This is a genomic window from Pseudomonas sp. SH10-3B (assembly GCF_019891415.1).
GTDB lineage: Bacteria > Pseudomonadota > Gammaproteobacteria > Pseudomonadales > Pseudomonadaceae > Aquipseudomonas.
Genome location: NZ_JAFLXD010000004.1, coordinates 196,499 through 220,421 on the forward strand (window position 1 = coordinate 196,499; position 23,923 = coordinate 220,421).

General features: G+C 55.5%; 23 protein-coding genes. All 23 read left to right on the forward strand.

Translation table 11 applies throughout. The features are described from left to right. The first annotated feature begins 81 nt into the window (after positions 1-81). The 23 genes from J1G35_RS05190 to wecB (J1G35_RS05300) all read left to right on the forward strand — a co-directional run bounded on the left by J1G35_RS05190 (position 82) and on the right by wecB (J1G35_RS05300) (position 23,916). Entirely contained in the window at positions 82-366 is a 285-nt protein-coding gene (locus J1G35_RS05190; protein WP_053132471.1) for a hypothetical protein, read from the forward strand. Positions 367-497: 131 nt separating this feature from the next. Next, the gene (ihfB, locus tag J1G35_RS05195; protein WP_053132474.1) at positions 498-800 is read left to right on the forward strand and encodes an integration host factor subunit beta; all 303 of its coding nucleotides are present in this window, start codon (positions 498-500) and stop codon (positions 798-800) included. A 19-nt stretch (positions 801-819) separates the two neighbouring features. Next, positions 820-1,065, forward strand: coding sequence for a LapA family protein (locus J1G35_RS05200; RefSeq protein ID WP_082340964.1), 246 nt, complete (start codon positions 820-822; stop codon positions 1,063-1,065). A gap of 791 nt (positions 1,066-1,856) precedes the next feature. Then, positions 1,857-3,170: a UDP-N-acetyl-D-glucosamine 6-dehydrogenase gene (gene wbpA / locus J1G35_RS05205; RefSeq protein WP_053132575.1), complete on the forward strand. Its 1,314-nt coding sequence runs from the start codon at positions 1,857-1,859 to the stop codon at positions 3,168-3,170. 17 nt (positions 3,171-3,187) lie between these two features. After that, positions 3,188-4,138, forward strand: coding sequence for a UDP-N-acetyl-2-amino-2-deoxy-D-glucuronate oxidase (gene wbpB / locus J1G35_RS05210; protein WP_053132477.1), 951 nt, complete (start codon positions 3,188-3,190; stop codon positions 4,136-4,138). A gap of 7 nt (positions 4,139-4,145) precedes the next feature. Further along, a complete protein-coding gene (gene wbpD, locus J1G35_RS05215) occupies positions 4,146-4,730 on the forward strand; it encodes a UDP-2-acetamido-3-amino-2,3-dideoxy-D-glucuronate N-acetyltransferase (RefSeq protein WP_223013920.1) in 585 nt (194 codons plus the stop codon). Further along, complete coding sequence (locus tag J1G35_RS05220) at positions 4,727-5,818, forward strand: DegT/DnrJ/EryC1/StrS family aminotransferase (protein WP_223013922.1); 1,092 nt, start codon at positions 4,727-4,729, stop codon at positions 5,816-5,818. Before wbpD ends, J1G35_RS05220 begins: the two co-directional genes overlap by 4 nt. 204 nt (positions 5,819-6,022) lie before the next feature. Continuing rightward, the gene (locus tag J1G35_RS05225; RefSeq protein WP_218187625.1) at positions 6,023-7,162 is read left to right on the forward strand and encodes a DegT/DnrJ/EryC1/StrS family aminotransferase; all 1,140 of its coding nucleotides are present in this window, start codon (positions 6,023-6,025) and stop codon (positions 7,160-7,162) included. Continuing rightward, positions 7,152-7,655: an acyltransferase gene (locus J1G35_RS05230; protein WP_223013924.1), complete on the forward strand. Its 504-nt coding sequence runs from the start codon at positions 7,152-7,154 to the stop codon at positions 7,653-7,655. Before J1G35_RS05225 ends, J1G35_RS05230 begins: the two co-directional genes overlap by 11 nt. A gap of 3 nt (positions 7,656-7,658) precedes the next feature. After that, positions 7,659-8,615: a Gfo/Idh/MocA family oxidoreductase gene (locus J1G35_RS05235; protein ID WP_053132486.1), complete on the forward strand. Its 957-nt coding sequence runs from the start codon at positions 7,659-7,661 to the stop codon at positions 8,613-8,615. Beyond that, positions 8,612-9,580: an NAD-dependent epimerase/dehydratase family protein gene (locus tag J1G35_RS05240; RefSeq protein ID WP_053132488.1), complete on the forward strand. Its 969-nt coding sequence runs from the start codon at positions 8,612-8,614 to the stop codon at positions 9,578-9,580. The genes J1G35_RS05235 and J1G35_RS05240 overlap by 4 nt, the downstream gene beginning before the upstream one ends. 207 nt (positions 9,581-9,787) lie before the next feature. Continuing rightward, a complete protein-coding gene (locus J1G35_RS05245; protein ID WP_223013926.1) occupies positions 9,788-10,588 on the forward strand; it encodes an NAD(P)-dependent oxidoreductase in 801 nt (266 codons plus the stop codon). Next, entirely contained in the window at positions 10,585-11,100 is a 516-nt protein-coding gene (locus J1G35_RS05250; protein ID WP_053132492.1) for an acyltransferase, read from the forward strand. The genes J1G35_RS05245 and J1G35_RS05250 overlap by 4 nt, the downstream gene beginning before the upstream one ends. A gap of 40 nt (positions 11,101-11,140) precedes the next feature. Then, a complete protein-coding gene (locus tag J1G35_RS05255; RefSeq protein ID WP_223013928.1) occupies positions 11,141-12,439 on the forward strand; it encodes a glycosyltransferase in 1,299 nt (432 codons plus the stop codon). Further along, complete coding sequence (locus J1G35_RS05260; RefSeq protein WP_053132496.1) at positions 12,432-13,892, forward strand: oligosaccharide flippase family protein; 1,461 nt, start codon at positions 12,432-12,434, stop codon at positions 13,890-13,892. Before J1G35_RS05255 ends, J1G35_RS05260 begins: the two co-directional genes overlap by 8 nt. Positions 13,893-13,931: 39 nt before the next feature. Beyond that, positions 13,932-15,818, forward strand: a complete 1,887-nt coding sequence (asnB, locus tag J1G35_RS05265) for an asparagine synthase (glutamine-hydrolyzing) (RefSeq protein WP_223013930.1) — start codon at positions 13,932-13,934, stop codon at positions 15,816-15,818. Between the two features lie 20 nt (positions 15,819-15,838). Beyond that, a complete protein-coding gene (locus J1G35_RS05270; protein WP_223013932.1) occupies positions 15,839-16,963 on the forward strand; it encodes a glycosyltransferase in 1,125 nt (374 codons plus the stop codon). A 24-nt stretch (positions 16,964-16,987) separates the two neighbouring features. Beyond that, positions 16,988-18,067 (forward strand): UDP-N-acetylglucosamine 2-epimerase (non-hydrolyzing), encoded by a 1,080-nt coding sequence (gene wecB, locus J1G35_RS05275; RefSeq protein WP_223013934.1) that lies wholly within the window; start codon positions 16,988-16,990, stop codon positions 18,065-18,067. 5 nt (positions 18,068-18,072) lie between these two features. Beyond that, positions 18,073-19,281, forward strand: a complete 1,209-nt coding sequence (locus J1G35_RS05280; protein ID WP_223013936.1) for a glycosyltransferase family 4 protein — start codon at positions 18,073-18,075, stop codon at positions 19,279-19,281. A 125-nt stretch (positions 19,282-19,406) separates the two neighbouring features. After that, complete coding sequence (locus tag J1G35_RS05285; RefSeq protein WP_223013938.1) at positions 19,407-20,618, forward strand: glycosyltransferase family 4 protein; 1,212 nt, start codon at positions 19,407-19,409, stop codon at positions 20,616-20,618. A 288-nt stretch (positions 20,619-20,906) separates the two neighbouring features. Then, positions 20,907-21,767, forward strand: a complete 861-nt coding sequence (locus J1G35_RS05290) for an SDR family oxidoreductase (RefSeq protein WP_053132515.1) — start codon at positions 20,907-20,909, stop codon at positions 21,765-21,767. An 18-nt stretch (positions 21,768-21,785) separates the two neighbouring features. Further along, positions 21,786-22,796, forward strand: a complete 1,011-nt coding sequence (locus J1G35_RS05295; RefSeq protein ID WP_053132519.1) for a polysaccharide biosynthesis protein — start codon at positions 21,786-21,788, stop codon at positions 22,794-22,796. Then, entirely contained in the window at positions 22,789-23,916 is a 1,128-nt protein-coding gene (gene wecB, locus J1G35_RS05300) for a UDP-N-acetylglucosamine 2-epimerase (non-hydrolyzing) (RefSeq protein WP_053132523.1), read from the forward strand. Before J1G35_RS05295 ends, wecB (J1G35_RS05300) begins: the two co-directional genes overlap by 8 nt. The last annotated feature ends 7 nt before the right edge of the window (positions 23,917-23,923 follow it).

Genomic DNA, 23,923 nt, shown 5'->3' on the forward strand with positions numbered 1-23,923 from the left:
CGCAAGAACCAAGGGTTATGGCTTGGTGTCAGAGCTGACTATAGTGTTGATAAGAGCCATCCCGTGTTATTAAGGATTTCAATGAAAAGGCTTATCGTAGTGCTCGCAGTGGTATTGCTTGCAGGCTGTGCCGCTACCAGCGCCAAAACTCACGTCAAGCGCGGTGTCAGCGGCATTGAGGTTGACTGCTCGGGGCTTGGCGGCAATTGGGAGAAGTGCGAGAAGCGCGCCGCCCGCGAGTGCAAGATGCGGGGCTATAAGGTCATCACCAGGTCCAGCGACGCCAAAGACGAAGAGGGTGATTACTTGTTCGGTTGGAACCCTGCTGGAGCAGTCACTCGTACCATGCTTGTGATCTGCAATTGAGTGTGTTGATCGCTCATAGCGGTGGTTATTCAAACGGCAGATAAGTTGATGTGTGGGCTGTTCAAATTCATCAAGTCATGCTAAAACCTTCGAAGCGCTTTTCCTAGCTGCTTGAAAAAGAAGGGAAAAATATGACGAAGTCGGAGTTGATCGAACGAATTGTCACCCATCAAGGGCTGCTTTCATCCAAGGATGTAGAGCTGGCTATCAAGACCATGCTTGAGCAGATGTCCCAGTGCCTGGCGACCGGCGATCGGATTGAAATTCGCGGGTTTGGGAGTTTTTCGCTGCACTACCGTGCTCCACGGGTAGGACGTAATCCTAAGACTGGGCAGTCAGTCAGCCTGGACGGTAAGTTTGTCCCTCATTTCAAGCCGGGCAAGGAGTTGCGGGATCGGGTGAATGAGGATGAGGAAGATGAAGGTAGTCTGTGATCGTAGTTTGGAGGATTAGATGAGTAAAATCAGGCAATTTGTTGAAATCGCGCTGCTCATTTTGGTTGTCGCCGTCGTGATTGTATTCACTCTTGAAAATGATCAGCGTGTAAGTCTTGTTTTCTTTACTTGGTCGACGCCTCAAGCTCCAGTTGCAGTCTATGTTGTCTTGGCTCTGTTGATAGGTTGCTGTCTCGGTCCTGTTATCAGCTCGTTAACACGTCTGCGTTCAAGGCGTGCAGCGAAAGCGCGCATTCAGAGCTAACACGCTGGTGTTGGGGGCTTCAGCTATTGGTCTTTGAAAGTTGGATTTTATTTGGCTGGATTGGTCTTTTTGTATGCTCAGTGAATGTGCTCTTTTTTGCCGGTAGGGTTTTAGGTTTTTCTTATTTGAGTGTTGACCCGTGAGTGCAACGCTTTTCGGGTTATGGCAGTTTGGATTTCTAATTCAATGGTTTCGCGTTAAGTGACGTTGTGCGTTGGCGAAATTGTTTGTGGAATATTTGTCTCTGTGCCGCATCAATGAGTCGTGGGGGCGGAACTGCTAAGAGGTCAGGCGCAGTAATGGGTTTGTAGTCTCTTGAAAGCCTGTCTGCGTCCTCCTGTCGTGTGTCGAGTCGTCAGCCCTGTTGGAAATTTTGCCCTGGTCTATACTGGAAGGCGCTTTGCCGCTGCGACATTTCGTAGCGGAAGGCAGGGGTTGCATGAGCTTTTTGTGAGAAAAATCATAGGCTTTTTAGAGGTGGGCACGGTTGGGAAGCGTCAATACGTTGCCTGGATTTGCTCGCTGTAACGCCATGATTACAAGTATTTCTCTCCGATGCTGTTGTGGAATCATCAATTTGGCTACAGCTATGCAGGGAGAATAACGGCATAATGTGCCCTTTGATACATTGCCCAAGGCGTATGCGCTTACGCTGTCTCGCAGGTGGGTCAATCCCAATTGGCGGCGTTTGGAGTGGGGCGTATGAAAAAGAGAGCCTCAGCATCGGGTTGTGATTCCCGGGATAGTTGATGTGTTGATCGTTCCAGAATTAGCTAATGGAGTTTTACCTGATGTCAGGCATCAAGCAGTCAAGTGTTGACAGATTTAAGAACAAAGAAGCCCTAATTGGTATTGTCGGATTGGGGTATGTCGGTCTGCCCCTGATGTTGCGTTATAATGCCATTGGCTTTCGTGTATTGGGCATCGACATTGATGAAGCTAAAGTCTCTCGGTTGAATGCTGGTCAAAGTTATATCGAACATATTCCTGCTGAAAAAGTTCAGAGCGCCCGTCAAAGCGGTTTTGAGGCTACCACCGCATTTGAGCGCGTGAGCGAATGTGATGCCTTGATACTGTGTGTTCCAACTCCCCTGAACAAGTACCGTGAGCCGGACATGAGCTTCGTGATTAATACCACGGAAGCCATTAAGCCTTACTTGCGCGAAGGTCAGGTTGTTTCGCTTGAAAGCACCACCTATCCGGGGACGACTGAAGAAGAGTTGCTTCCGCGTGTTGAGGGTGGTGGTTTGAAGGTGGGTGAGAATATCTTCCTGGTTTACTCGCCAGAACGGGAAGATCCGGGTAATCCAAACTTTGAAACCCGTACTATTCCGAAAGTAATCGGTGGGCATACTCCTGCATGCCTTGAAGTCGGCATCGCCCTGTACGAGCAGGCAATTGACCAAGTGGTGCCGGTGAGTTCTACCAAGGCCGCTGAAATGACCAAGCTGCTGGAAAATATCCACCGCGCGGTGAATATCGGCCTGGTCAACGAAATGAAAGTTGTCGCTGATCGGATGGGCATTGATATTTTCGAAGTGGTCGACGCAGCAGCAACCAAGCCTTTCGGCTTCACGCCTTACTACCCTGGTCCAGGTCTCGGTGGGCACTGCATCCCCATCGATCCGTTCTACCTGACCTGGAAGGCCCGCGAGTATGGCCTGCACACGCGTTTCATCGAGCTCTCCGGCGAAGTCAACCAAGCCATGCCCGAGTACGTAGTCAGTAAGCTGATGGACGGCCTCAATAACAACAGCAAGCCGTTGAAAGGCAGCAAAGTGTTGGTGCTTGGTATCGCGTACAAGAAAAACGTGGACGATATGCGTGAGTCCCCCTCCGTGGAAATCATGGAGTTGCTGGAAGCCAAGGGTTGTATCGTGGCTTACAGTGACCCGCACGTTCCGGTGTTCCCGAAGATGCGCGAGCACCACTTCGACTTGTCCAGCGAGGCGCTGACCGCAGAAAACATTGCGGGCTTCGACGCCATTGTCCTGGCGACTGATCACGACAAATTCGATTATGAGCTGATTCGCCAGCACGCACGATTGGTGATCGATAGTCGCGGCAAGTACCGCACCCCTGAAGCCCATATCATCAAAGCCTGATTGCTGGAGTGTTCCCTTTGAAACGTTTCGCCCTTATCGGCGCTGCCGGTTACATCGCCCCTCGGCATATGCGCGCAATCAAAGACACCGGTAACGAGTTGGTGTCGGCCTATGACATCAATGATTCCGTGGGGATCATTGACAGCCTGTCTCCGCAGAGCGAGTTTTTTACCCAGTTCGAGCGTTTCAATGAGCACGCCTGGCAGCTCAAGCGCGATCCGGCCACCGCCTTGGATTACGTCGCAGTCTGCTCGCCCAATTATCTGCATCACTCGCATATCGCGGCCGGCTTGCGCCTTGGCTGCGATGTGATTTGCGAGAAGCCGCTGGTTCCCACGCCTGAAATTCTCGACGAACTGGCCTTGGTCGAGCGCGAGACGGGCAAGCGCGTTTACAACATCCTGCAACTGCGTCATCACCAGGCAATTCTCGACCTGAAAGAGAAGGTTGCCCGTGAGTCTCGCGACGGCAAGTACGATGTAGAACTCACCTATATCACTTCGCGTGGCAAGTGGTACATGGAGAGCTGGAAGGGTGATCCGCGCAAGTCGTACGGCATCGCGACCAATATCGGCGTGCACTTCTACGACATGCTGCATTTCATCTTTGGCAAGTTGCAGCGTAACGTTGTGCACTTTGCCAATGATTACAAAGCAGCTGGCTACCTTGAATACGAGAACGCCCGTGTGCGCTGGTTCCTGTCCATTGATGCCGATGACTTGCCGGATTCTGTCAAGGGCAAAAAGCCAACCTATCGCTCCATCACGGTTGATGGCGATGAGATGGAATTTTCCGAAGGCTTTACCGACCTGCATACCACCAGCTACCGGGAAATCCTCGCCGGCCGTGGCTATGGCATCGAAGACGCGCGTCACTGCGTCGAAACCGTAAATACCATTCGTTCGTCCGCCATCGTTACGCCGCAGAACGGCGAGGGCCACCCTTTTCTTGCAACCCTGAGTCGCTGAGGCAGGCATGAATTATCAAGTTCACCCTTCCGCAATTGTCGATGAAGGCGCGCAGATCGGTGACGACTCGCGGGTGTGGCATTTCGTGCACGTTTGCAGTGGCGCACGTATCGGCAGGGGCGTGTCCCTCGGGCAGAACGTCTTTGTTGGTAACAAGGTGCTTATTGGGGACAACTGCAAGATCCAAAACAACGTTTCGGTCTACGACAACGTGACGTTGGAAGAAGGTGTGTTCTGTGGACCGAGCATGGTGTTTACGAATGTCTACAACCCGCGCTCTCTGATCGAACGCAAGAGCGAGTATCGCGACACCCTTGTCAGAAAAGGCGCCACCCTGGGCGCCAACTGCACGATCGTCTGTGGTGTCACCATCGGTGAGTATGCTTTCGTTGGCGCCGGCGCGGTGATCAACAAGCCGGTACCCGCCTATGCCTTGATGGTGGGCGTGCCCGCTCGGCAAATCGGCTGGATGAGTGAGTTCGGCGAGCAATTGGACCTGCCGCTGGAAGGCGATGGGATTGCGATTTGCGAGCACAGCGGTGCTCGCTACCTACTGAGCGGTAAAACGCTGGTCAAGGAGGCCGGGCAATGATCGAGTTTATTGACCTCAAGATCCAGCAAGCCAGGATCAAAGACAGGATCGACGCCGGTATCCAGCGTGTCCTGGCGCACGGCCAATACATCCTTGGCCCGGAAGTCGCGGAGCTCGAAGAGCGCCTTGCTGCATTTGTTGGTGCCAAGCATTGCATCACCTGTGCTAATGGCACCGATGCCTTGCAGATTGCCCTGATGGCCTTGGGCGTAGGCCCTGGCGATGAAGTGATCACACCGGGCTTCACCTACATCGCTACTGCAGAAACCGTCGCGCTGCTGGGCGCCAAGCCTGTCTATGTCGACGTTGACCCGCGCACCTACAACCTAGATCCGGCGTTGCTGGAGGCGGCAATTACACCGCGTACCAAAGCGATTATTCCGGTTTCGCTGTACGGTCAGTGTGCGGATTTCGACCCGATCAATGCCATCGCGGCCCAACACGGCCTCCCGGTGATCGAGGATGCAGCACAGAGTTTTGGTGCAACCTACAAAGGGCGCCGATCCTGCAATCTGACAACCATTGGGAGCACGAGCTTTTTCCCGAGCAAGCCACTGGGTTGCTATGGTGACGGCGGTGCGCTCTTTACCAACGACGATCAGTTGGCTGTTGTCATGCGGCAAATCGCCCGCCATGGCCAGGATCGCCGTTACCATCACGTGCGTGTTGGGGTGAACAGTCGTCTGGATACGCTGCAGGCGGCCATCCTCTTGCCCAAGTTGGAAATATTCGCCGAAGAGTTGGCGTTGCGGCAAAAGGTCGCTGAACGCTACAGCCAGCTGCTCGCAGAGGTCGGCATTACTGCGCCCTTTGTAGAGACATTCAACACCAGTGCCTGGGCGCAGTTCACCGTTCAGGTCGATGCGCGGGACAAGGTCCAGGATCAACTGAAGGCGTTCGGCGTACCCACTGCGGTGCATTATCCGATCCCTCTCAACCGCCAGCCGGCCGTGAAGGATGATAGCGCCGAGCTACCAGTTGGTGATGCAGCCGCCTCGCGGGTCATGAGTTTGCCAATGCATCCCTATCTCGATGAGGCGGCATTGCAGTTCATTGTCCAGGCGTTGAGCAATAGCCTGGGGGAGTGAGTTCCGGTGGTCGGGCTTGACTGTCAGGGTGGGCTTACCCTGATACTGCTGGATTGCATATCTTGTTGATTTTAAAAGTTTTTAGCTCAAATTCCTCCAGGCGTAAATTGTCGGTAAACGGCACCTGGAGGGGGTGACACTAGTTATGAGATTGGCCCGGATTGCTGATAAAGTGGCGGCCATTTTTGGGCTTATCTAAGGAGATTGAAAATTAACGTTCCCTTCATTGATCTCAAGCGCTTTGAGCCTGGGTTCCACGCCGCGCTGATGGAAAAATTCCACGCGATGACCATCAACGCACAGTTCATCGGTGGTGCTGAAGTCGCTGCCCTGGAGTCACGCTTGCAGTCGGATTTGCAGGTGGCTCATGCCGTGAGCTGTGCAAACGGCACGGATGCTCTTCAGCTGGCCCTGCGTGCAGTGGGCGTGGGGGAGGGGGACGTGGTACTGGTTCCGAATGTGACCTTCTGGGCGACCTTCGAAGCGGTCGTCAATGTAGGCGCAAAACCAGTCACCATTGATGCTGATATCACTGATGGAGGCGTCGATTTTGCTGCGTTCGAGCAGGCCATTCGCGAGGCATCGCCCAAGGCTGCGATCATTGCCCACCTGTATGGCTGGGGCAGTGCGCGCCTGCAGGATCTGCGTGATCTGTGCAAAAAACACGCTGTATGCCTGATCGAGGACGGTGCTCAATCGTACGGTGCTGAATTCGCGGGTGAGCCGATCTGCAAGGGGGCGTTCATTTCCACTACCTCCTTCTACCCAGCCAAGGTTCTTGGTGGTGCGGGCGACGGCGGTGCAGTGTTTACCGATGACGCGGCGCTTGCCGACAAGGTTCGACGTCTCGGTAATCATGGGCGCACGGCTCATTACGGGTACGGCGACGTGGGCTGGAATTCGCGCCTGGATTCGCTGCAGGCGGCGTTCCTCAATTTGTCCATCGGGCATATCGAGGAACGCCTTGCGTCCCGTCGCAAGGCGGTCGCCTTTTACCGAGACGCTCTGCCTTCGACTGGCATCGAGCTGATGTCGGCCCCGGCCGCATACACAGAAAATGGTTACTGCAATGTCTGCCTGGTGCCTGACGCGGATACCAAGCTCGCCCTGGAGTCTGCACTCAAGGCGGCCGAGATCGGTTTTGCGAACATCTACCCTGGCGTCATGTCCAGCCAGCCAGGCGCTGCCGCCTATATCAAAGGGCACTTTGGGGGCCAGGTCGGCGAGCGACTGTGTGCATCGGTGCTTAACTTGCCGCTGTTCCCGTACATGACCGATGAGGAGCTGCAACGCGTGGCGTCCGTGGTCCGTGCAACGCTGGCCGGAGGCGATCATGGCAAATGATGTCTACATCCATCCGACCGCGAACGTCTCGGACAAAGCCAGTATTGGCCTGGGCACCAAGGTCTGGATCAACGTACAGATCCGCGAAGATGTGGTGATCGGAGCAGGGTGCATCCTCTCCAAGGATGTCTATGTCGATCACGCGGTGAAAATCGGCGATCGCTGCAAGATCCAGAACAGCGTCTCGGTCTATAACGGCGTAGAGATCGGTGACGATGTCTTCGTTGGCCCCAATGCTTGTTTCACCAACGACAAAGTGCCACGCGCATTCAACGCCGATTGGTCCATCACACCGACCTTCGTGCATAACGGTGCCAGCATCGGTGCCAATGCGACCATCGTCTGCGGGATTACCATTGGTGAGTACGCCATGGTCGCCGCCGGGAGTGTCGTCACCAAGGATGTTGCACCTTATACCCTGGTCATGGGGAATCCTGCTCGTGCGGTCGCCAAGATCGACAGGGAAGGCAATCGAGTTTCCGGAGACGTTTGAGATATGTTTGAAGAAGTGCTCAAGGTAGGCCTGATTGGCCTGGGGAATATGGGGCGCAATCACTTGCGCGTGCTGTCCCTGCTCAAAGGCGTGGAACTGGCCTTTGTCGCCGATGCGAACGCTGCCGTGGCAGCTCGTGCTGGCGAAGCGCACGGCATACCCGGGGTGGTTGACCCAACCCCGTTGCTCGCAAACGTCGACGCGGTGGTGATTTGTACCCCGACCGTGACCCACGCCGATTACATCCGCCTGGTAGCCGCTCAGGTGAAGAATATCTTCGTCGAAAAGCCCCTTGCTGCGACCTTGGAGGAGTGCGATGAAGTCGCAGCTTTCGCCAAGGACAACAACCTGAATATCCAGGTCGGCTTCATCGAGCGCTTCAACCCAGCAGTGCAGGCGCTGAAGGTGGTCCTGGAAAAAAGCGAGCAGATCATCAGTATCGACTTCACGCGGACCAACAAAGTGAGCTCGCGTATCACCGATGTTGATGTCGTCACCGACCTGATGATTCACGACATTGACCTGGCGCTGTACCTCAACGGCCCGGCAAAGTCCGTGGCTGCTCACGGTTTCGCGCACGGGAGCATGATCGATTTCGCCTCAGCGTTGATTACCCATGAAAACGGCCGCTTCTCAAGAATTCAGGCGAGTCGCGTAACCGACAAGAAGAAGCGCCAGATCGAGGCTACTTGCACCGACATGTTTGTCGACTGCGATCTGTTGCGTAAGGAAATCATCATCAACCGTCAGTCTGAGACCCAGCAGGGCGGCGTATTGCCCTACACCATCTCGGCGATTCAAGAGGCAGTTGCGGTGCCTCCTCAGGAAGCCCTGTTGTCCGAGCTGCAAGCCTTCATGGCGAGCTGCCGGCAGCCATCCTCGGTCAGTGTGCCGGGTGTCGATGCAGGTGTTGAGGCAATGAAAATTTGTGCAGTGATTCAAGCGGCGGTGCAAGCATGACTATTCGGGATGATGTGCGGGGCAAGACGATCCTTGTCACCGGTGGTGCTGGCTTTATTGGCAGTCACCTTGTGGACAAGCTGCTGGTCGAAGGGGCAGCGCATGTTGTCGTGATCGACAATCTGTTTGTCGGCTCGGAAGACAATCTGGAGGAGGCTCTCGCGACTGGCAAAGTCACCTTTTATCGCGACGATGCGGAATTCAACACCAGTCTGGAATACATCTTTACCAATCATTCAATTGATATCGTCTTCAATTGCGCGACCAAGGCGCTGAATTATTCGTTCCTGAACCCGGCCAACGCTTTCGATACCAACGTGCGCGTGACGCTTAACCTGTTGGAGCTGCAGCGCCGGGGCCTGTTCAAGACGCTGTGTCATTTCTCCACTTCGGAAGTTTACGGCTCTGCTGTTTACGAGCCGATGGACGAAGCTCATCCACGCAATCCAACCACCACGTATGCTGCGGGTAAAGCTGCTGCCGACCTGGCAGTGGAAAGCTATGTACGGATGTTTGAGCTGGATGCCTTCATCGTGAGGCCGTTCAACAACTACGGGCCACGCCAGAACTACAAGGGCATGCTCGCCGGTGTGATCCCGATTACCGCCATGCGCTTGCTGAAAGGCGGTACGCCTGAGATTCATGGCGAGGGTACTCAGAGCCGCGATTTCATCTATGTGCAGGACACGGTAGATGCCGTTGTGAAGCTGTACTCCGTGCTGCCGTCGGGTGAGACCGTCAACATTTCCACCGACAATCAGATTTCCATCACGGAGCTGATTGAGCGTATCTGCAAAGCTTTCGACTATAGCGGTGAGATCCTGCGCAAACCGGGACGCCATTCGGATGTGCTTTGCCACAATGCCAGTAACGAAAAGGTAAAGGGCCTTATCCAGTACTCTCTGACGCCGTTCGATAAAGGCCTGGCGGACACCCTGGCCTGGTACAAACAGCGCATCGACTAATAGGGTGTAAGCCTTGATTCAGGTTGGCGGATGCTGATTTATCTTGCCCCTCATGCGTATTCAAGCCTGAATTGGTTCTAGCGTATGTAACGTCTGGGTGAGCCAATACCGGGTTTGAAATTAGTCGTAGGCGTGTCAGTTTCAGCGGGCAACCTGGACGGTACAGAAACACGGTATTGGCTGGTCTGGTTTTATCAGGTGTTAAATATGAATGTTGGAATCGTAGGCGCAAACGGATTTGTCGGCAGTCACCTGGTCTCTAGACTGACTGCCGAGGGGCATCAGGTTCGAGCCTACGGTCGCAGCGATATTGATCTTGTCATTCCGGAGTCATTTGGCTGCCTTGAGGATCACGATGCGGTGATCAACTGCGCCGCTTATGTGGGGACGGATCGAGAAAAGCTGTTCACCGTAAACGTACAGGGGATCATTAACCTGTGTGCGATGTTGCAGGCGCGCGCAACACCCCCTTATTTGCTCAATGTATCCAGTGGCGCTGTATACGGTTATTCGGATGGCCCGGCGGTGTTCGATAGTCCGGCAGCCCCTGTGGGTGATTATGCTTTAAGCAAGTACCTCGGGGACGAGGTCGTCCGCCTGCATTATCGAGGGCCATCTGCAGTTGCGCGTTTGTATTACCCCTACGGTGAAGGTCAGTCCCGGGAGCGCCTGATGCCAAGGTTGATCCAGCGCATCCTGAACCGCGAGCCGATTGATATTTCGATTCATGCTTCGTGCCCGCTCATCAACCCGCAACATATTGATGACCTGTGCGATCAGCTCTGTGCAATGACGCTAGGGCGAGTCGAGGGCGTGCATGTGTTGGGTGGAAGCGAGATCGTCAGTATTCAGGAGATTGCGCTGCTCGCGGGGCGGATTCTAAATATTGAGCCTGTTTTCAATCATGTAGACGGTGCTAAATCCAGTATGTATTGCAAAGGACGGGGTGCTATTTCCCTGGAGTCCGGACTGGGTCGTTTAATCGACAGTATTCGAGGTGGGCAATGAAAGCATATCGATCAGAAGGGCCAGGTACTCCTGACCTGAGCAAGTTTGCGCGTGTAGGGACGAATGTCATTATTGAAGATGGCGTCCGGGTCTTTCACCCGGAAAATATCGAGCTTGGGGATAATGTCTACATCGGTCACGACACGATCTTGAAAGGTTATTACAAGGACAAGATTGTTCTAGGAAACAATGTGTGGATTGGCCAAGGCTGTTTTCTGCATGGTGCCGGCGGCATTGAAATCGGTGACTGCGTGGGTATAGGCCCAGGGGTGAAAATCCATGCGGCGTATCACGAAGATAGCGGGCGTGACGTACCTATCATGTTTCAGAGCTTGAGCTTTGCCAAAGTTGTCATTGAAGACGATGTAAACATTGGTATTGGCGCAATCATCATGAACGGCGTAACCGTCAGCAAGGGCAGCAAGGTGGGAGCAGGTGCCGTCTTGACCAAGACCTTCCCTGAATACTCTGTCGTCGCTGGTGTTCCGGCCAAGTTGATTCGCAGCCGATGATTACGATGCTCTCCTGCTCAAGTCTCATCCCGGAGGTGGTATGAGGGTTTTGATCGGCCCGGTAGAAATCGCCGGTGTTGCCAAAGGTCTGGCCAAGGGCTTTGCCGAAAATGGCATCTCGGCTGACCTGGTGTTGGAGAGCAGGCATATCTTTTCCTACGGCGGGGCGCGTGACTCGTGGCTGATCCGTGCCTGGCAGGCAATCGGTGCGCGTCGGGCCGCGACACAATCACGTCAATTGTTGCGCAAGATCTTTTACGTACTGCTGCACAAAGCCTGGAGCTGGCTGGTTTTTCTAGGGTCGGTTTTTTGCTACGACGCTTATATTTTCCTCTACGGTCGTACGTTAACGGACTCTCATCTCGAACTGTTTTTGCTCAAGGCGTTCAGGAAGAAAGTGGTGTTCATTAACGTGGGCAGTGACTTCCGTCCCCCTTATCTGGATGGGTCTGTTTATCCCTGTGTGCCAGAGTCGCCTGATTTTCATAAATTGGGACGGGTGGTCAAAACCCTGAAAAAGCGTATCGCCCTGCATGAGCGTTACGCTGACTTCATTGTCAGTTCGCCGAGCAGTTCCCATTTCCATGAGCAACCCTTTATAAACTGGTTCTCTATGGGCGTGCCGGCTGCCTTTGATGCGCCTGGTGGTATTGATGCAAAGCCCGCAGCGGGAAAAGTGACGATTTTGCACAGTCCCTCAAGTCCCCTGGCCAAAGGCAGCCAGAGGATAGGTGAGGTTATCGATGGGTTGATCGCCCGGGGGCATCCGATCGAGTTCATCAAGCTCCAGGGTGTCAGTAATCAGGAAGTACTCAAGCAGTTGGCCCATTGTGATTTCGTTGTGGATCAACTGTATTCGGACATCCCGCTTGCCGTTTTTGGTTCCGAGGCGGCTCGTTTTGGTAAACCTTGTGTCATCGCAGGCTACATGGCCGAGCATGTCTCCCGTTATATCCAGGCCGAAGACGTGCCACCCAGCTTGTACGTGCTACCGCAGGATCTGGAATCCGCTATAGAGAAGCTGGTTTGCGATCCCGAGTACAGGATGGCGTTGGGCCGGCGTGCGCAGCTTTTCGTTGAAGAGCGCTGGTCGTGTGCGGTCGTTGCCAGGCGTTACCTGGATCTTCTTGAGGGCGTTCCTCGCGCAGAATGGTGGTTTGACCCTGCGAACATTGACTACGTCGGCGGGTGTTGCGCCCCCGATTCTCATGTGCGTTTTCTGGTAAATGGCGTAGTCGATCAGTTGGGTGTCAGCGATTTGGCAGTGGGGGATAAACCAGTCCTGGAGCGCGCGCTTCTGGCGTTGGTCAAGGGCGAGGATCAAGTCCCCAATGCTTAAGGCGATTTTGCGTGACAGCCTGATCTACGGTCTGGCCTCCGTCCTGTCCCGAGGGTTGGCTATCTTTCTGCTGCCACTCTACACACGGGTACTCTCGACCGGCGATTACGGGGCTTTTGACTTGCTCATCACCCTGGGCGCGCTGGTGAATCTAACCGTTGCGCTGGAAGTGTCGCAGGGGTTGGCGCGTTACTGGGGAGACATAAAGGAACCCTCCGAAAGGCGCACGCTGGCCAGCACGACCTTTTGGTTCACGCTGGGCATGTACAGTGTGTTTCTGCTGGCGGGCCTGTTGGCTTCGTCGCGCCTGAACCTGTTGGTGCTCGGCGACGCGGCGTACCTCGACACCTTTCGCCTTGGCCTGGGTTTTATCACCATCAATGGCATTTACTATTTGCTGCTCAACCAGTTTCGCTGGGAGCTGCGCAGCAAGGCTTATGCCATGGTCAGTTTCGGCTATGCATTGATGACATTGGCTTTTGCCGTGGTGTTCTGTCTGCTGCTTGGCAAGGGGTTGGAAGGGGTGATGCTTGGCCAGCTACTGGCCGCGTTGTGCTCAACACTGATCTGTCTTTGGCTTCTACGCACCACATTCGGCTTTTCCTTCGATGTTGAAAGGCTCGCGGCGATGCTGAAGTTCTCCATGCCGTTGGTTCCGGCCGGCCTGGCGGTGTTTGTCAGCCTGTATATCAACCGCGTTGCGCTGATGCATTTTGGCTCACTGCAGGACGTCGGCCTGTTCGGTATTGGCAGCCGTGTCGCGGGCCTTTCCGCCTTGCTGCTGCTCGGTATCCAGGCCGCACTGACGCCACTGGTCTACCAGCATTACCGGGAACCGGAGACACCGGGACAGATTGCCCGGTTATTCAGCTGGTTTGTTGCTGTAGCGCTGGCCGGCTGCCTGTTCCTGGCGGTGTTTGCCCGCGAGCTCTTGACTGTGTTCGCAACCGCGGATTATCTCGGAGGCGCCTCGCTGGTTGCCTTCCTCGCCCCCGCGTTGCTTCTGTCTCAGATGTATATTTTTGCGCCGGGCATCGCCATCCAGAAAAAAACCATCTGGCAGCTGTGGGTAACGCTGCTGTCAGCGGCGGTCAGTGCCGGGGCCAACTGGCTGCTGGTGCCGTTGTGGGGCGTTTACGGGGCTGCAACGGCGACACTTCTGGCCGCGCTGGTGTTCTTTGTGGCCTGGCTGTTGGTCAGTCAGCGCCTCTATCGGATTCCCTATAACTGGCGTGCCTGCGCGTCTGGCGTGGTGGCCTTCATTATTTGTGCCTGGGTGAGCGCGCAGCTGGATCAATGGGATCTCTATTTGCCGCTGACCCTGATGTTGAAATCGTTGCTGTTGATTGCACTGTCGATTGTCGTGGTGGCGAGTGGCCTGCTGCCACTTGCAGATATTCGTGCGCTGTTGCTGCAGGTTCGCCAGCGTGTCGGTCGACGGTCTAATGTGTGATTCGGCAGGCTTAACCTTGTTTCTGGAGATTGGATAGCCATGTGCGGTATTGCAGGGGGATGGTGGCCGACACGGTCATCCTTGGTGGATGACAGCCTGGCCAGGGCGCTCGACGCCATGCGCCTACGGGGGCCGGATGACCGGGGGTACGAGCTGTTCGAGGCGGCAAACGCCGTCGTCGGCCTGGGACATACGCGCCTGTCGATCATTGATCTGTCATCGGCTGGGCATCAGCCGATGCATTGCGCTGAGGGGGCGCTATCGATCGTTTTCAATGGCGAGATCTACAACTACCGCGAACTGCGCGAGGAACTCCGCTCGCTCGGGCACCCCTTTGTTTCCGACTCTGATACCGAAGTGCTGCTGGCCGCATGGAAGCAGTGGGGCAGAGCGTGCCTGCCACGCCTGACGGGCATGTTCGCTTTTGCGGTGTTTGACCGGGTAGCGGCGACGCTGACGTGCGTGCGTGACGCGTTTGGCATCAAACCCTTCTTTTATAGCCAGGAACAAGGTGCGTTCCTGTTCGCCTCGGAAGTGGCGGCGATCAAAGCGTTGAAGCGCGAAAAGGCGACTCTGGACTGGCAGCGTGCCTACGATTATCTGGTTCACGGCGATTATGAAAGTGGTCCCGGCACCTTTTTTGAGGGGGTGTTGAACCTGCTGCCAGGGCATGTGCTTACGGTTGACCTCAAGACTGGCGCGCTCAGCGACCCGCTACGTTGGTGGGCCCCCTCGATCAAAGAGCGCAGCGACCTGAGCTTCGCGGATGCCACGGAGCATGTCCGAGAAACCTTTCTGCAAAGCATCCGCTTGCACCTGCGCAGTGATGTCGCGGTTGGCGCGGCGTTGTCCGGCGGCATCGACTCCTCTGCTGTTGTGTGTGCCATGCGTCATGTCGAGCCGGACGTGCCGATCAATACCTTCAGCTACATTGCGCGGGGCAGTGATGTAAGCGAAGAGGTGTGGGTCGATCGAGTCAATGAACACGTGGGTGCGGTCCCCCACAAAATGGTGGTCAGCGCCGATGAACTCGCGCGCGACCTCGATTCCATGATCCTGGCTCAGGGCGAGCCTTTCGGCAGCACCAGTATTTACGCCCAGTATCGGGTGTTTCAGCTGGCGAAAGAGCAGGGCGTTACCGTCACGCTGGACGGTCAGGGCGCTGATGAGATGATGGCCGGTTATAGCGGTTATCCAGGCCAGCGCCTGCGAAGTCTGATCGAGAAGGGAAAACTGGTCGAAGCCTGGAGTTTTCTTGATGAGTGGTCCAAGTGGCCAGGTCGCAGCCGGATGGGCGGGGCCAAGCGATGCGTCGCTGAAATGACCCAGGGCACGTTGAACCAGGTGCTGCGCTCATTGAATGGCATGAACGCATTGCCCGCCTGGATCAAAAGTGAGCCGCTTGCCGAGCGCGGCATTGTTCAGCGTTTTCCGCTGCAGCGCTCTGACGTGACCGAGTCGGGTCGCCGTGTGGTTGCCGAGCTGGCACTCTCGTTGACGCGCCGTGGATTGCCCGCTTTGCTGCGTCATGGCGACCGCAACTCGATGCGTTTCTCGGTTGAAAGCCGGGTACCTTTCCTGACGCTGGATATGGTGAATCTGTTGCTGTCGTTGCCAGAGTCCTACCTGATCTCGCCGAAGGGCGAGACGAAGTCCGTGTTTCGTGCCGCCATGCGCGGTATCGTGCCCGATGACGTCCTGGATCGCCGCGACAAGATCGGCTTTGCCACTCCTGAACAGGTTTGGTTGACATCGATGGTGGATACGATTCGCAGCTGGCTGCGAGTTGATCTGCAGTTGCCGTTTTTCGACCAGGCAGAGGCGTTACGTGAGTTTGAGTTGATCATGGCGGGCAAAAAGCCTTTTACCTGGCAGGTCTGGCGTTGGATTAACTTCTGTCGCTGGCACAGTCATTTTATTGCTTGATATTGGATCAAGGTTTTACTTTGAAAAGCATACTGATAATTTCTTTTTCCGTTATTCATAGCGATCCTCGGGTCATGCGTCAGGTTCGCCTGCTCGAATCCGATTACCAGGTGACTGTTGCCGGTTATGGCCAAAAGCCTGATGCGAATATACGTTTCGTAAACCTTGAGAAATCACCCGCGAGCCTGCCGAAGAAGCTGTTTTGGGCGGCCAAGCTGCTGGCCGGTGCGTTTGAAAGCTACTACTGGAATCAGCAACAGGTCCGCAGCGCCCAGGCACTGCTCAGCGCCAGCAGTTTTGACCTTATCATTGCCAATGATCTGTCCAGTGCGCCGTTGGCGTTGAAGTTGGCGGGTGCTACGCCAGTGCTGGTGGATGCGCACGAGTACTCGCCTCGGGAATTCGACGATAAATGGGCGTGGCGGTTGCTGTTCGGTCGTTACAACCACACGCTTTGCCAACGCTACCTGCCGTTGGCCGCGGGCATGGTTACCGTGTGCCAGGGGATTGCCGACGAATATGGGCGTGTCTATGGGGTTCAACCGGTGGTTGTTCATAACGCGCCACTCGATCAGAAACTGGCGCCATCGCCTGTCAATGAACACCAGGTTCGTCTGATCCACCATGGCGCCGCCATTCGGTCTCGTCACCTGGGCGTCATGATCGAGATGATGCAGTACCTGGATCAGCGCTTCAGTCTGGATTTCATGCTGATGGAGTCGGATGCGGCTTACATGAAGGAGCTGCGCCAGGCTGCCAGCGCAGACGCGCGGATCAGGTTTATCGAGCCCGTACCGATGCCGCAGATATGCCAGGCGCTCAATGGATATGACATGGGCGTCTATCTGCTCCCACCGGTCAACTTCAACCATGAGCATGCGTTGCCCAACAAGTTCTTTGAGTTTGTGCAGGCCCGTCTCGGGGTTGCCATCGGCCCTTCGACTGAAATGGCTACGCTGCTGAACAAGTATCGCTGTGGTGTGGTTGCTGACTCTTTTACCGCCCAAGCGCTGGCCGCCTCCATGAATGCGCTCAGCGCTGAAGATATCGCTGAATTCAAGCAAGCGTCGCATCGCGCGGCCAGTGAACTCAATTACGAGCATGATGGAAAGGTTCTGCTCTCGGAAATCACACGGCTGCTCTGAACACCGTCATTTATGAGTGAATTTATGAAAATTGTTACCGTCGTCGGTGCTCGCCCTCAGTTCATCAAGGCCGCTACTGTCTCCCGTGCAATGGTTGAGCAAGGCGACTGCGTCGAAATCATGATCCATACCGGACAGCATTTCGACGCAAATATGTCGGATGTTTTTTTTCAAGAACTGGAGATCCCTAAACCGGCCTACAGCCTCGGGGTGGGAGGCGGGAGTCACGGGCAGAACACCGGGCGCATGATTGAAGCCATTGAGGCTGTGCTGATCAAGGAGTGTCCGGATGCGGTGCTGGTCTACGGGGACACGGACTCCACCCTGGCCGGCGCGCTGGCGGCCGCCAAGTTGCACGTCCCCATTGTTCATGTCGAGGCGGGGCTTCGTTCCTTCAACCGGGCCATGCCTGAAGAAATCAACCGCAAGTTGACTGATCACCTCAGCGATTTGCTCTTGACCCCTAATCAGCAGGGTATCCAGAACCTGGCGCAGGAAGGTATCACCGGTTCGCACGTCATCAACGTGGGTGACGTGATGTTTGATGCAGCCTTGTACTTTGGGGCAAGAGCCGACGAGACCAGCAAGATTCTTCAGACGTTGTCACTGGCCCCAAAAGCGTATTGGTTGGCGACCGTGCATCGGCAGGAAAATACCGACGATCCACTGCGTCTGCAGCGCATCTTTGATGGCTTGTCCCGGTCCCCGCTGAAAGTCGTCCTGCCCTTGCATCCGCGGACCCGCAATCGCCTCGCTGATCAAGGGATAGTCATGCCCGAGAACATCCTGATAGTGGAACCGCTCGGGTATATCGACATGGTCATGCTTGAGAAGCATGCCGCGCTGATCGTCACTGACTCCGGTGGTGTGCAAAAAGAGGCGTATTTTCATCGGGTGCCCTGCCTCACGTTGAGAGATGAGACTGAGTGGCTGGAACTGATCGATATGGGCTGGAACCGCCTTGCTTCGCCACTGAGCGACGATTTTTTCAGCGCATTTGAACAGGATTACCTGCCGGGCACGGCAGATGGCGAGCCTTACGGTGACGGTCAGGCCGCTGGCCGGGTTGTTCAATCGCTTCGCCTCGTTTCAGGCCAGAGGTAGTTCGGGTGCGAGTCTTGTTCCTCCACCCGGCAGCGGCATTCGGTGGCGCATCCAAGAGTCTGATCGAGCTGTTCGGGTGTCTGCGCGCCTACGGTGTGCAGGGCACGGTGTTAAGCCCCTCCGGTACCGTCTGCCAGGCTTTTATCCAGGCGGGAATGGATGTCAGGGCGGTCAAGGGGTTGAGTCAGTTCGACAACACCCGTTATGGCTATTATCGACGCTTGCGCTGGATCATTCTGCTGCGCGAGTTGTTCCTGCTGCCCTTTTCCCTGATCGCCCTTTGGCGCTTGCGGCATGAGCGCTTTGACGTGTTGCACCTGAACGAAGTGACGTTGTTGCCGCTGGGCATACTGGCGAAGTGGTTATTGCGCATACCGATGGTGGTGCATGTGCGGTCCCTGCAACGTCCTCCCGGTCAGGGCGTGCGTACAAGGCTTGTGAGTGCAGTATTGCGGCGTTTTGCCGATGCGGTCGTGCCTATCGACCACACCGTCGCTTCTACCCTTTCAAACGATTTGCCTTTGCGCATTGTGCATAATGGCCTGAGTATTGATGGCCCGCTGAATCAACGGTCGCCACGGGATCGGGATGAACCCGTAAGAGTCGGGTTCGTGGGTGGGCTCATTCCTCTGAAGGGGGTTTATGAGCTTGTGGATGCCATGCGCATCCTCAGGGACCGTCAGGTTCGGATCGAATGCTGGATTGCTGGCGAGAATGCGCGGGATCTTTCCGGGCCCAAGGCTTGGGTACTGCGCAAGCTTGGATTTGCACACGACGTACGTACCGATCTCGAATGTTTCATCGTAAAGCATGATCTGCAAAGCCATGTGCGCCTGATGGGCTTTGTAGACGATGTCCGGCGGTTGTATCCGCAGCTCGATATTCTGTGCTTCCCTTCCCATCTTGATGCGGCGGGCCGGCCGGTGTTCGAGGCGGCGTTCTACTCAATTCCAAGCGTGGTTGCCGTGGCGAACCCCGTACCGGACGCGATAATTCATGAGGTGACGGGGTTGGCCATACCCCGCTCTGATCCAGAATTACTCGCTGATGCCTTGCAACGACTGGCAGGGGACGACGAGTTTCGTTTGACCCTTGGCCGCCAGGCTCGCCGGTGGGCTGAGGATAATTTCGCCATCGAAGTGAATGCACGGCTCATGTACCAGATTTATCAGGATGTCTGCGGTGTGACATCCCAGGATGTTCATCAGGGATAATCACTGGTCTGGTCAAAGGCATCTGAATTTGCTCAAGCGTGCGCAGGTGGCTGGCCGATCTTGGCCAGCCACCTTGCCAGGCAGAATACCTCGCTCGAATCAATGATTGAGTACCCCGATTCCCTATGAAGATTCTCGTTGTCTCGCAATACTTTTGGCCCGAAAGCTTCATCATCAACGACATCGTGCGTACCCTTGATGAGCAGGGCCATGAGGTGGTTGTGGCTACCGGCAAGCCCAATTACCCGGATGGCAAAATATTTGAGGGCTATAGCGCCAAGGGCACCCAACGCGAGCGCTACCTTGGGAAGATCGATGTGCTGCGCGTTCCGCTCTGGCCAAGAGGGGAAGGGGGCGCGAAGAACCTGATTTTCAACTACTTGTCGTTCGTCTTCGCCGGCCTGCTGTTTTTACCGTGGATGCTGCGTAAACGAGAGTTCGACGCGATTCTGGTCTTCGCCCCTTCGCCAATCCTGCAGGCTGTTCCCGCGATTCCGTTGAAGTGGCTGAAGAAGGCCAAGCTTGCTTTGTGGGTGCAGGATCTGTGGCCGGAAAGTCTCTCTGCCACCGGATTCATTCATAACCGGTATGTGTTGAGGCTGGTGGGTGAGGCGGTTAAGGTCATCTATCGCCATTGCGACACGCTGCTGGTGCAGTCGCACGCATTTGTAGAGCCGGTTGCCCGGTACGCGGCACGCGAAAAAATCCAGTATTACCCTAACTCAATGGACACGCGGGGGGCGCAGTCGCCGTTTGTTGTGCCGCCTGAGCTGGATGCCGTGCTCACGCAACATTTTTGCGTAGTGTTTGCGGGCAATCTGGGCACCGCCCAAGCCCTCGATACACTGGTCGAGGCAGCATTAGAGCTGCGTGATGACGCGCAGATTCGCATTGTGCTGGTTGGCAGCGGGAGTCGTCTGGACTGGCTCAAATCGCAGAAGTCGGCCCTTGAGCTGGACAATCTGGTGCTGCCGGGGCGCTTTCCGGTAGAGGCGATGAGCGCGATTTTCAAACGATCATCGGCATTGTTGGTTTCGCTGACTGATGAGGAGGTTTTTGCCCAGACTATTCCGAGCAAGATTCAGGCGTATCTCGCAGCGGGACGGCCGATCATCGCGTCGATGAACGGCGAAGGCGCGCGCGTGATCGATGAAGCAGGCGCAGGCCTGACTTCGCCTGCTGAGCAAGTTCCTCCGTTGGTGGCCAATATTCGGCGCCTGAAGGCTATGGGCACGCAAGAGCGAGCGGCAATGGGCGAAGCCGGGCGGGCGTACTTCGATGCCAATTTTGACATGGACAGCCAAGTGAGCCGCTTGGTCGGGCTGTTGCAGCGCTAAGGGGCGACGCAAACACATCAACATCTGCGAACGGGGTGGATTGAATGCGTGTTAGTTGTTCGGGGCGTTATCTCAAGTGCTGTAATACTTTATAAACGCATGAGGGATTAATGCGTCGGTGTGAAGTAAACTCAATCCAGGTGATGTAAGTCTTCAGTATGTAAAGTGTTTCCATGCAAAATTGTAGACTGTTCGGCTTCCTTTTTTGAACGTCTTTATTCTGTTATTTATTGATGGGATTTTTTTCTCGTCTTTTCCAGATCTGAAAATTTAGAAGGTTCATGATTCATGGCACGTGTTCTTGTTCTTGGCGTTACCGGCATGCTCGGCAGTGCGGTCTTCAAGGCTTTCAGTTCCGACTCGGAGCATGAGGTGTGGGGAACGTTGCGAAGCGCTGCCGGACTGCGACACTTCCCAGCCGCCAACCACGAGCGCCTCCTGTCGGGCGTCGATGTGTTGGATCAGGACTCGCTTGTTGCGGTGCTCGCCCGGGTTCGTCCTGACGTGGTGATCAATTGCGTAGGCCTGATCAAGCAATTGGCCGATGCCAACGATCCTCTGACGGCATTGCCGGTCAACTCGCTGTTGCCGCATCGGTTGGCGCGACTGTGTGCCCTGAGCGACGCGCGCCTGATCCAGATCAGTACCGATTGCGTCTTCTCGGGGCAAAAAGGCGGCTACCTGGAAAGCGACGTTTCAGATGCCAGTGATCTGTATGGGAAGTCCAAGTACATCGGCGAACTTCATGACGTGCCCAATGCGGTAACCCTACGAACCTCCATCATCGGGCATGAGTTGAATTCCAGTCACTCCCTGGTGGATTGGTTCCTGTCACAACAGGGCAGCACACGCGGTTTTTCCAAGGCCATTTTCTCCGGCCTCCCCACCGTTGAATTGGCCCGCGTCATGAAAGACTTCGTCATTCCGCACCCGGAGCTCAATGGTCTGTATCATGTGTCCGCAGATCCAATTGCCAAGCTCGACTTGTTGAAGCTGATTGCCAGCCAATACGGCAAGTCAATCGAGATCCGCCCTGATGCGGCATTAGTCATCGATCGCTCGCTCAACAGTGAGCGTTTCACCCAGGCAACTGGATACACAGCTCCAGCCTGGCCCCAGCTCATTGAGCTGATGCACGCCACTCGCTAACGAATTCGGAAGGTTTACATGTTCGACGACAAGGTATTGATGATCACCGGTGGCACCGGTTCCTTCGGCCATACGGTCCTCAAGCGTTTTCTCAATACCGCTGTGCGCGAGATTCGCATCTTCAGTCGCGATGAGAAAAAGCAGGAAGATATGCGTATCGCCCTGGCCAACGACAAGGTCAAGTTCTACATCGGTGATGTGCGCGATTACGACAGCCTGTCCCAGGCAATGGTCGGCGTCGATTACATCTTCCATGCCGCTGCGCTCAAACAGGTACCCTCCTGCGAGTTCTATCCTATGGAAGCAGTGCGCACCAACGTACTGGGCACCGAAAACGTATTGAATGCCGCCATTGCGACGGGTGTGCAGCGCGTCGTTGTATTGAGCACCGACAAAGCTGTTTATCCGATCAATGCCATGGGCATCTCCAAGGCGATGGCCGAGAAGTTGATGGTGGCCAAGTCGCGCATGATCCCGGTCAAGGGGCCGGTTATTTGCGCAACACGTTACGGCAACGTCATGGCTTCGCGCGGCTCGGTCATTCCATTGTTTGTCGATCAACTGCGCAAAGGTGAAGTGCTCACGGTCACGGATCCTGAAATGACACGTTTCCTTATGTCACTTGAAGACTCGGTCGACCTGGTCCTGCACGCGTTTGAGCACGGCCAGCAGGGCGATTTGTTCGTTCAGAAAGCACCGGCCTCCACTGTCGGTGACCTGGCCGAAGCGCTCAAGCAACTGTTCGCCAAGAGCAATGAGGTCAAGGTCATCGGTACCCGCCACGGCGAGAAACTCTATGAGTCCCTGGTGTCGCGGGAGGAAATGGCCAAGGCCGAGGATATGGGGCGCTATTACCGTATTCCGGCAGATAACCGCGACCTGAATTACAAGAAGTACTTTGTTGAGGGGGAGCAGCTTATCTCCGACATGGATGATTACACTTCCCACAATACAGAACGCCTGGATGTACCTGGCATCAAGGAACTGCTACTCAAGCTTGATTACATCAAGGAGCAACTCGATGCTTAAGGTGATGACACTCGTCGGCACGCGTCCCGAGCTGATCAAAATGAGCCGGGTCATCGCCGAGCTGGATCGTCAGGTCAATCATGTCCTGGTGCACTCTGGGCAGAACTACGATTACGAACTCAATCAGGTGTTCTTCGACGACTTGGAAATTCGCAAGCCGGACCACTTCCTGGGTGCTGCCGGCGATACCGCCGCGAAAACCATCGCCGAGGTCATTGCCAAATCCGATGAAATCTTCGAGCTAGAACAGCCTGACGCGTTGCTGCTCTACGGGGACACCAATACCTGCCTTGCAGTGATCGCCGCCAAGCGTCGCAAGATTCCGGTGTTTCATATGGAGGCCGGAAACCGCTGCTTCGATCAGCGGGTGCCTGAAGAACTCAACCGCAAAGTGCTGGACCACCTCAGTGACATCAACATGGTGTTGACCGAGCATGCCCGCCGCTATCTGATCGCCGAAGGCATTCGTCCGGAAACGATCATCAAGACCGGCTCGCACATGCAGGAAGTGCTCGACTACTACATGCCCAAGATCGAGCAGTCCGATGTGTTGGCGCGTAGTGGCCTGGAGCAGGATAAGTTCTTCATTGTCAGCGCCCACCGCGAAGAGAACGTCGATACCCCGGAGAACCTGCGGGATTTGCTGGATACCCTGCGTGCCCTGGCGGACCACTATGGTTTCCCTCTGATCGTCTCGACACACCCACGTACACGCAAACGTCTGGAGGCTTTGGGTGAGTCCCTTGACCATCCGCTGATCCGTTTCGTCAAACCGTTCGGTCTGCTGGATTACATCAAGCTGCAGATGTCGGCGTTTTGCGTGCTGTCCGATAGCGGCACCATCACCGAAGAGGCTTCCCTGTTGAGCCTGCCGGCGGTCACCTTACGCAACGCCCATGAGCGCCCCGAGGGTATGGATGAGGGCACACTGATCATGAGCGGCCTCAAGCGCGAGTCCGTGATGGACGCGGTTCGCGTGGTTACCAGCCAGCACGTGCGCGGGCAACGCAAGGTGCCAGTGGTCGCGGATTATCAAGGTGGGCCGGTTTCGTTACAGGTGGTTCGTGTGGTGCTGAGTTACACCGATTACATCAATCGTACGGTGTGGAAAAAGGCTTGAGATCGTT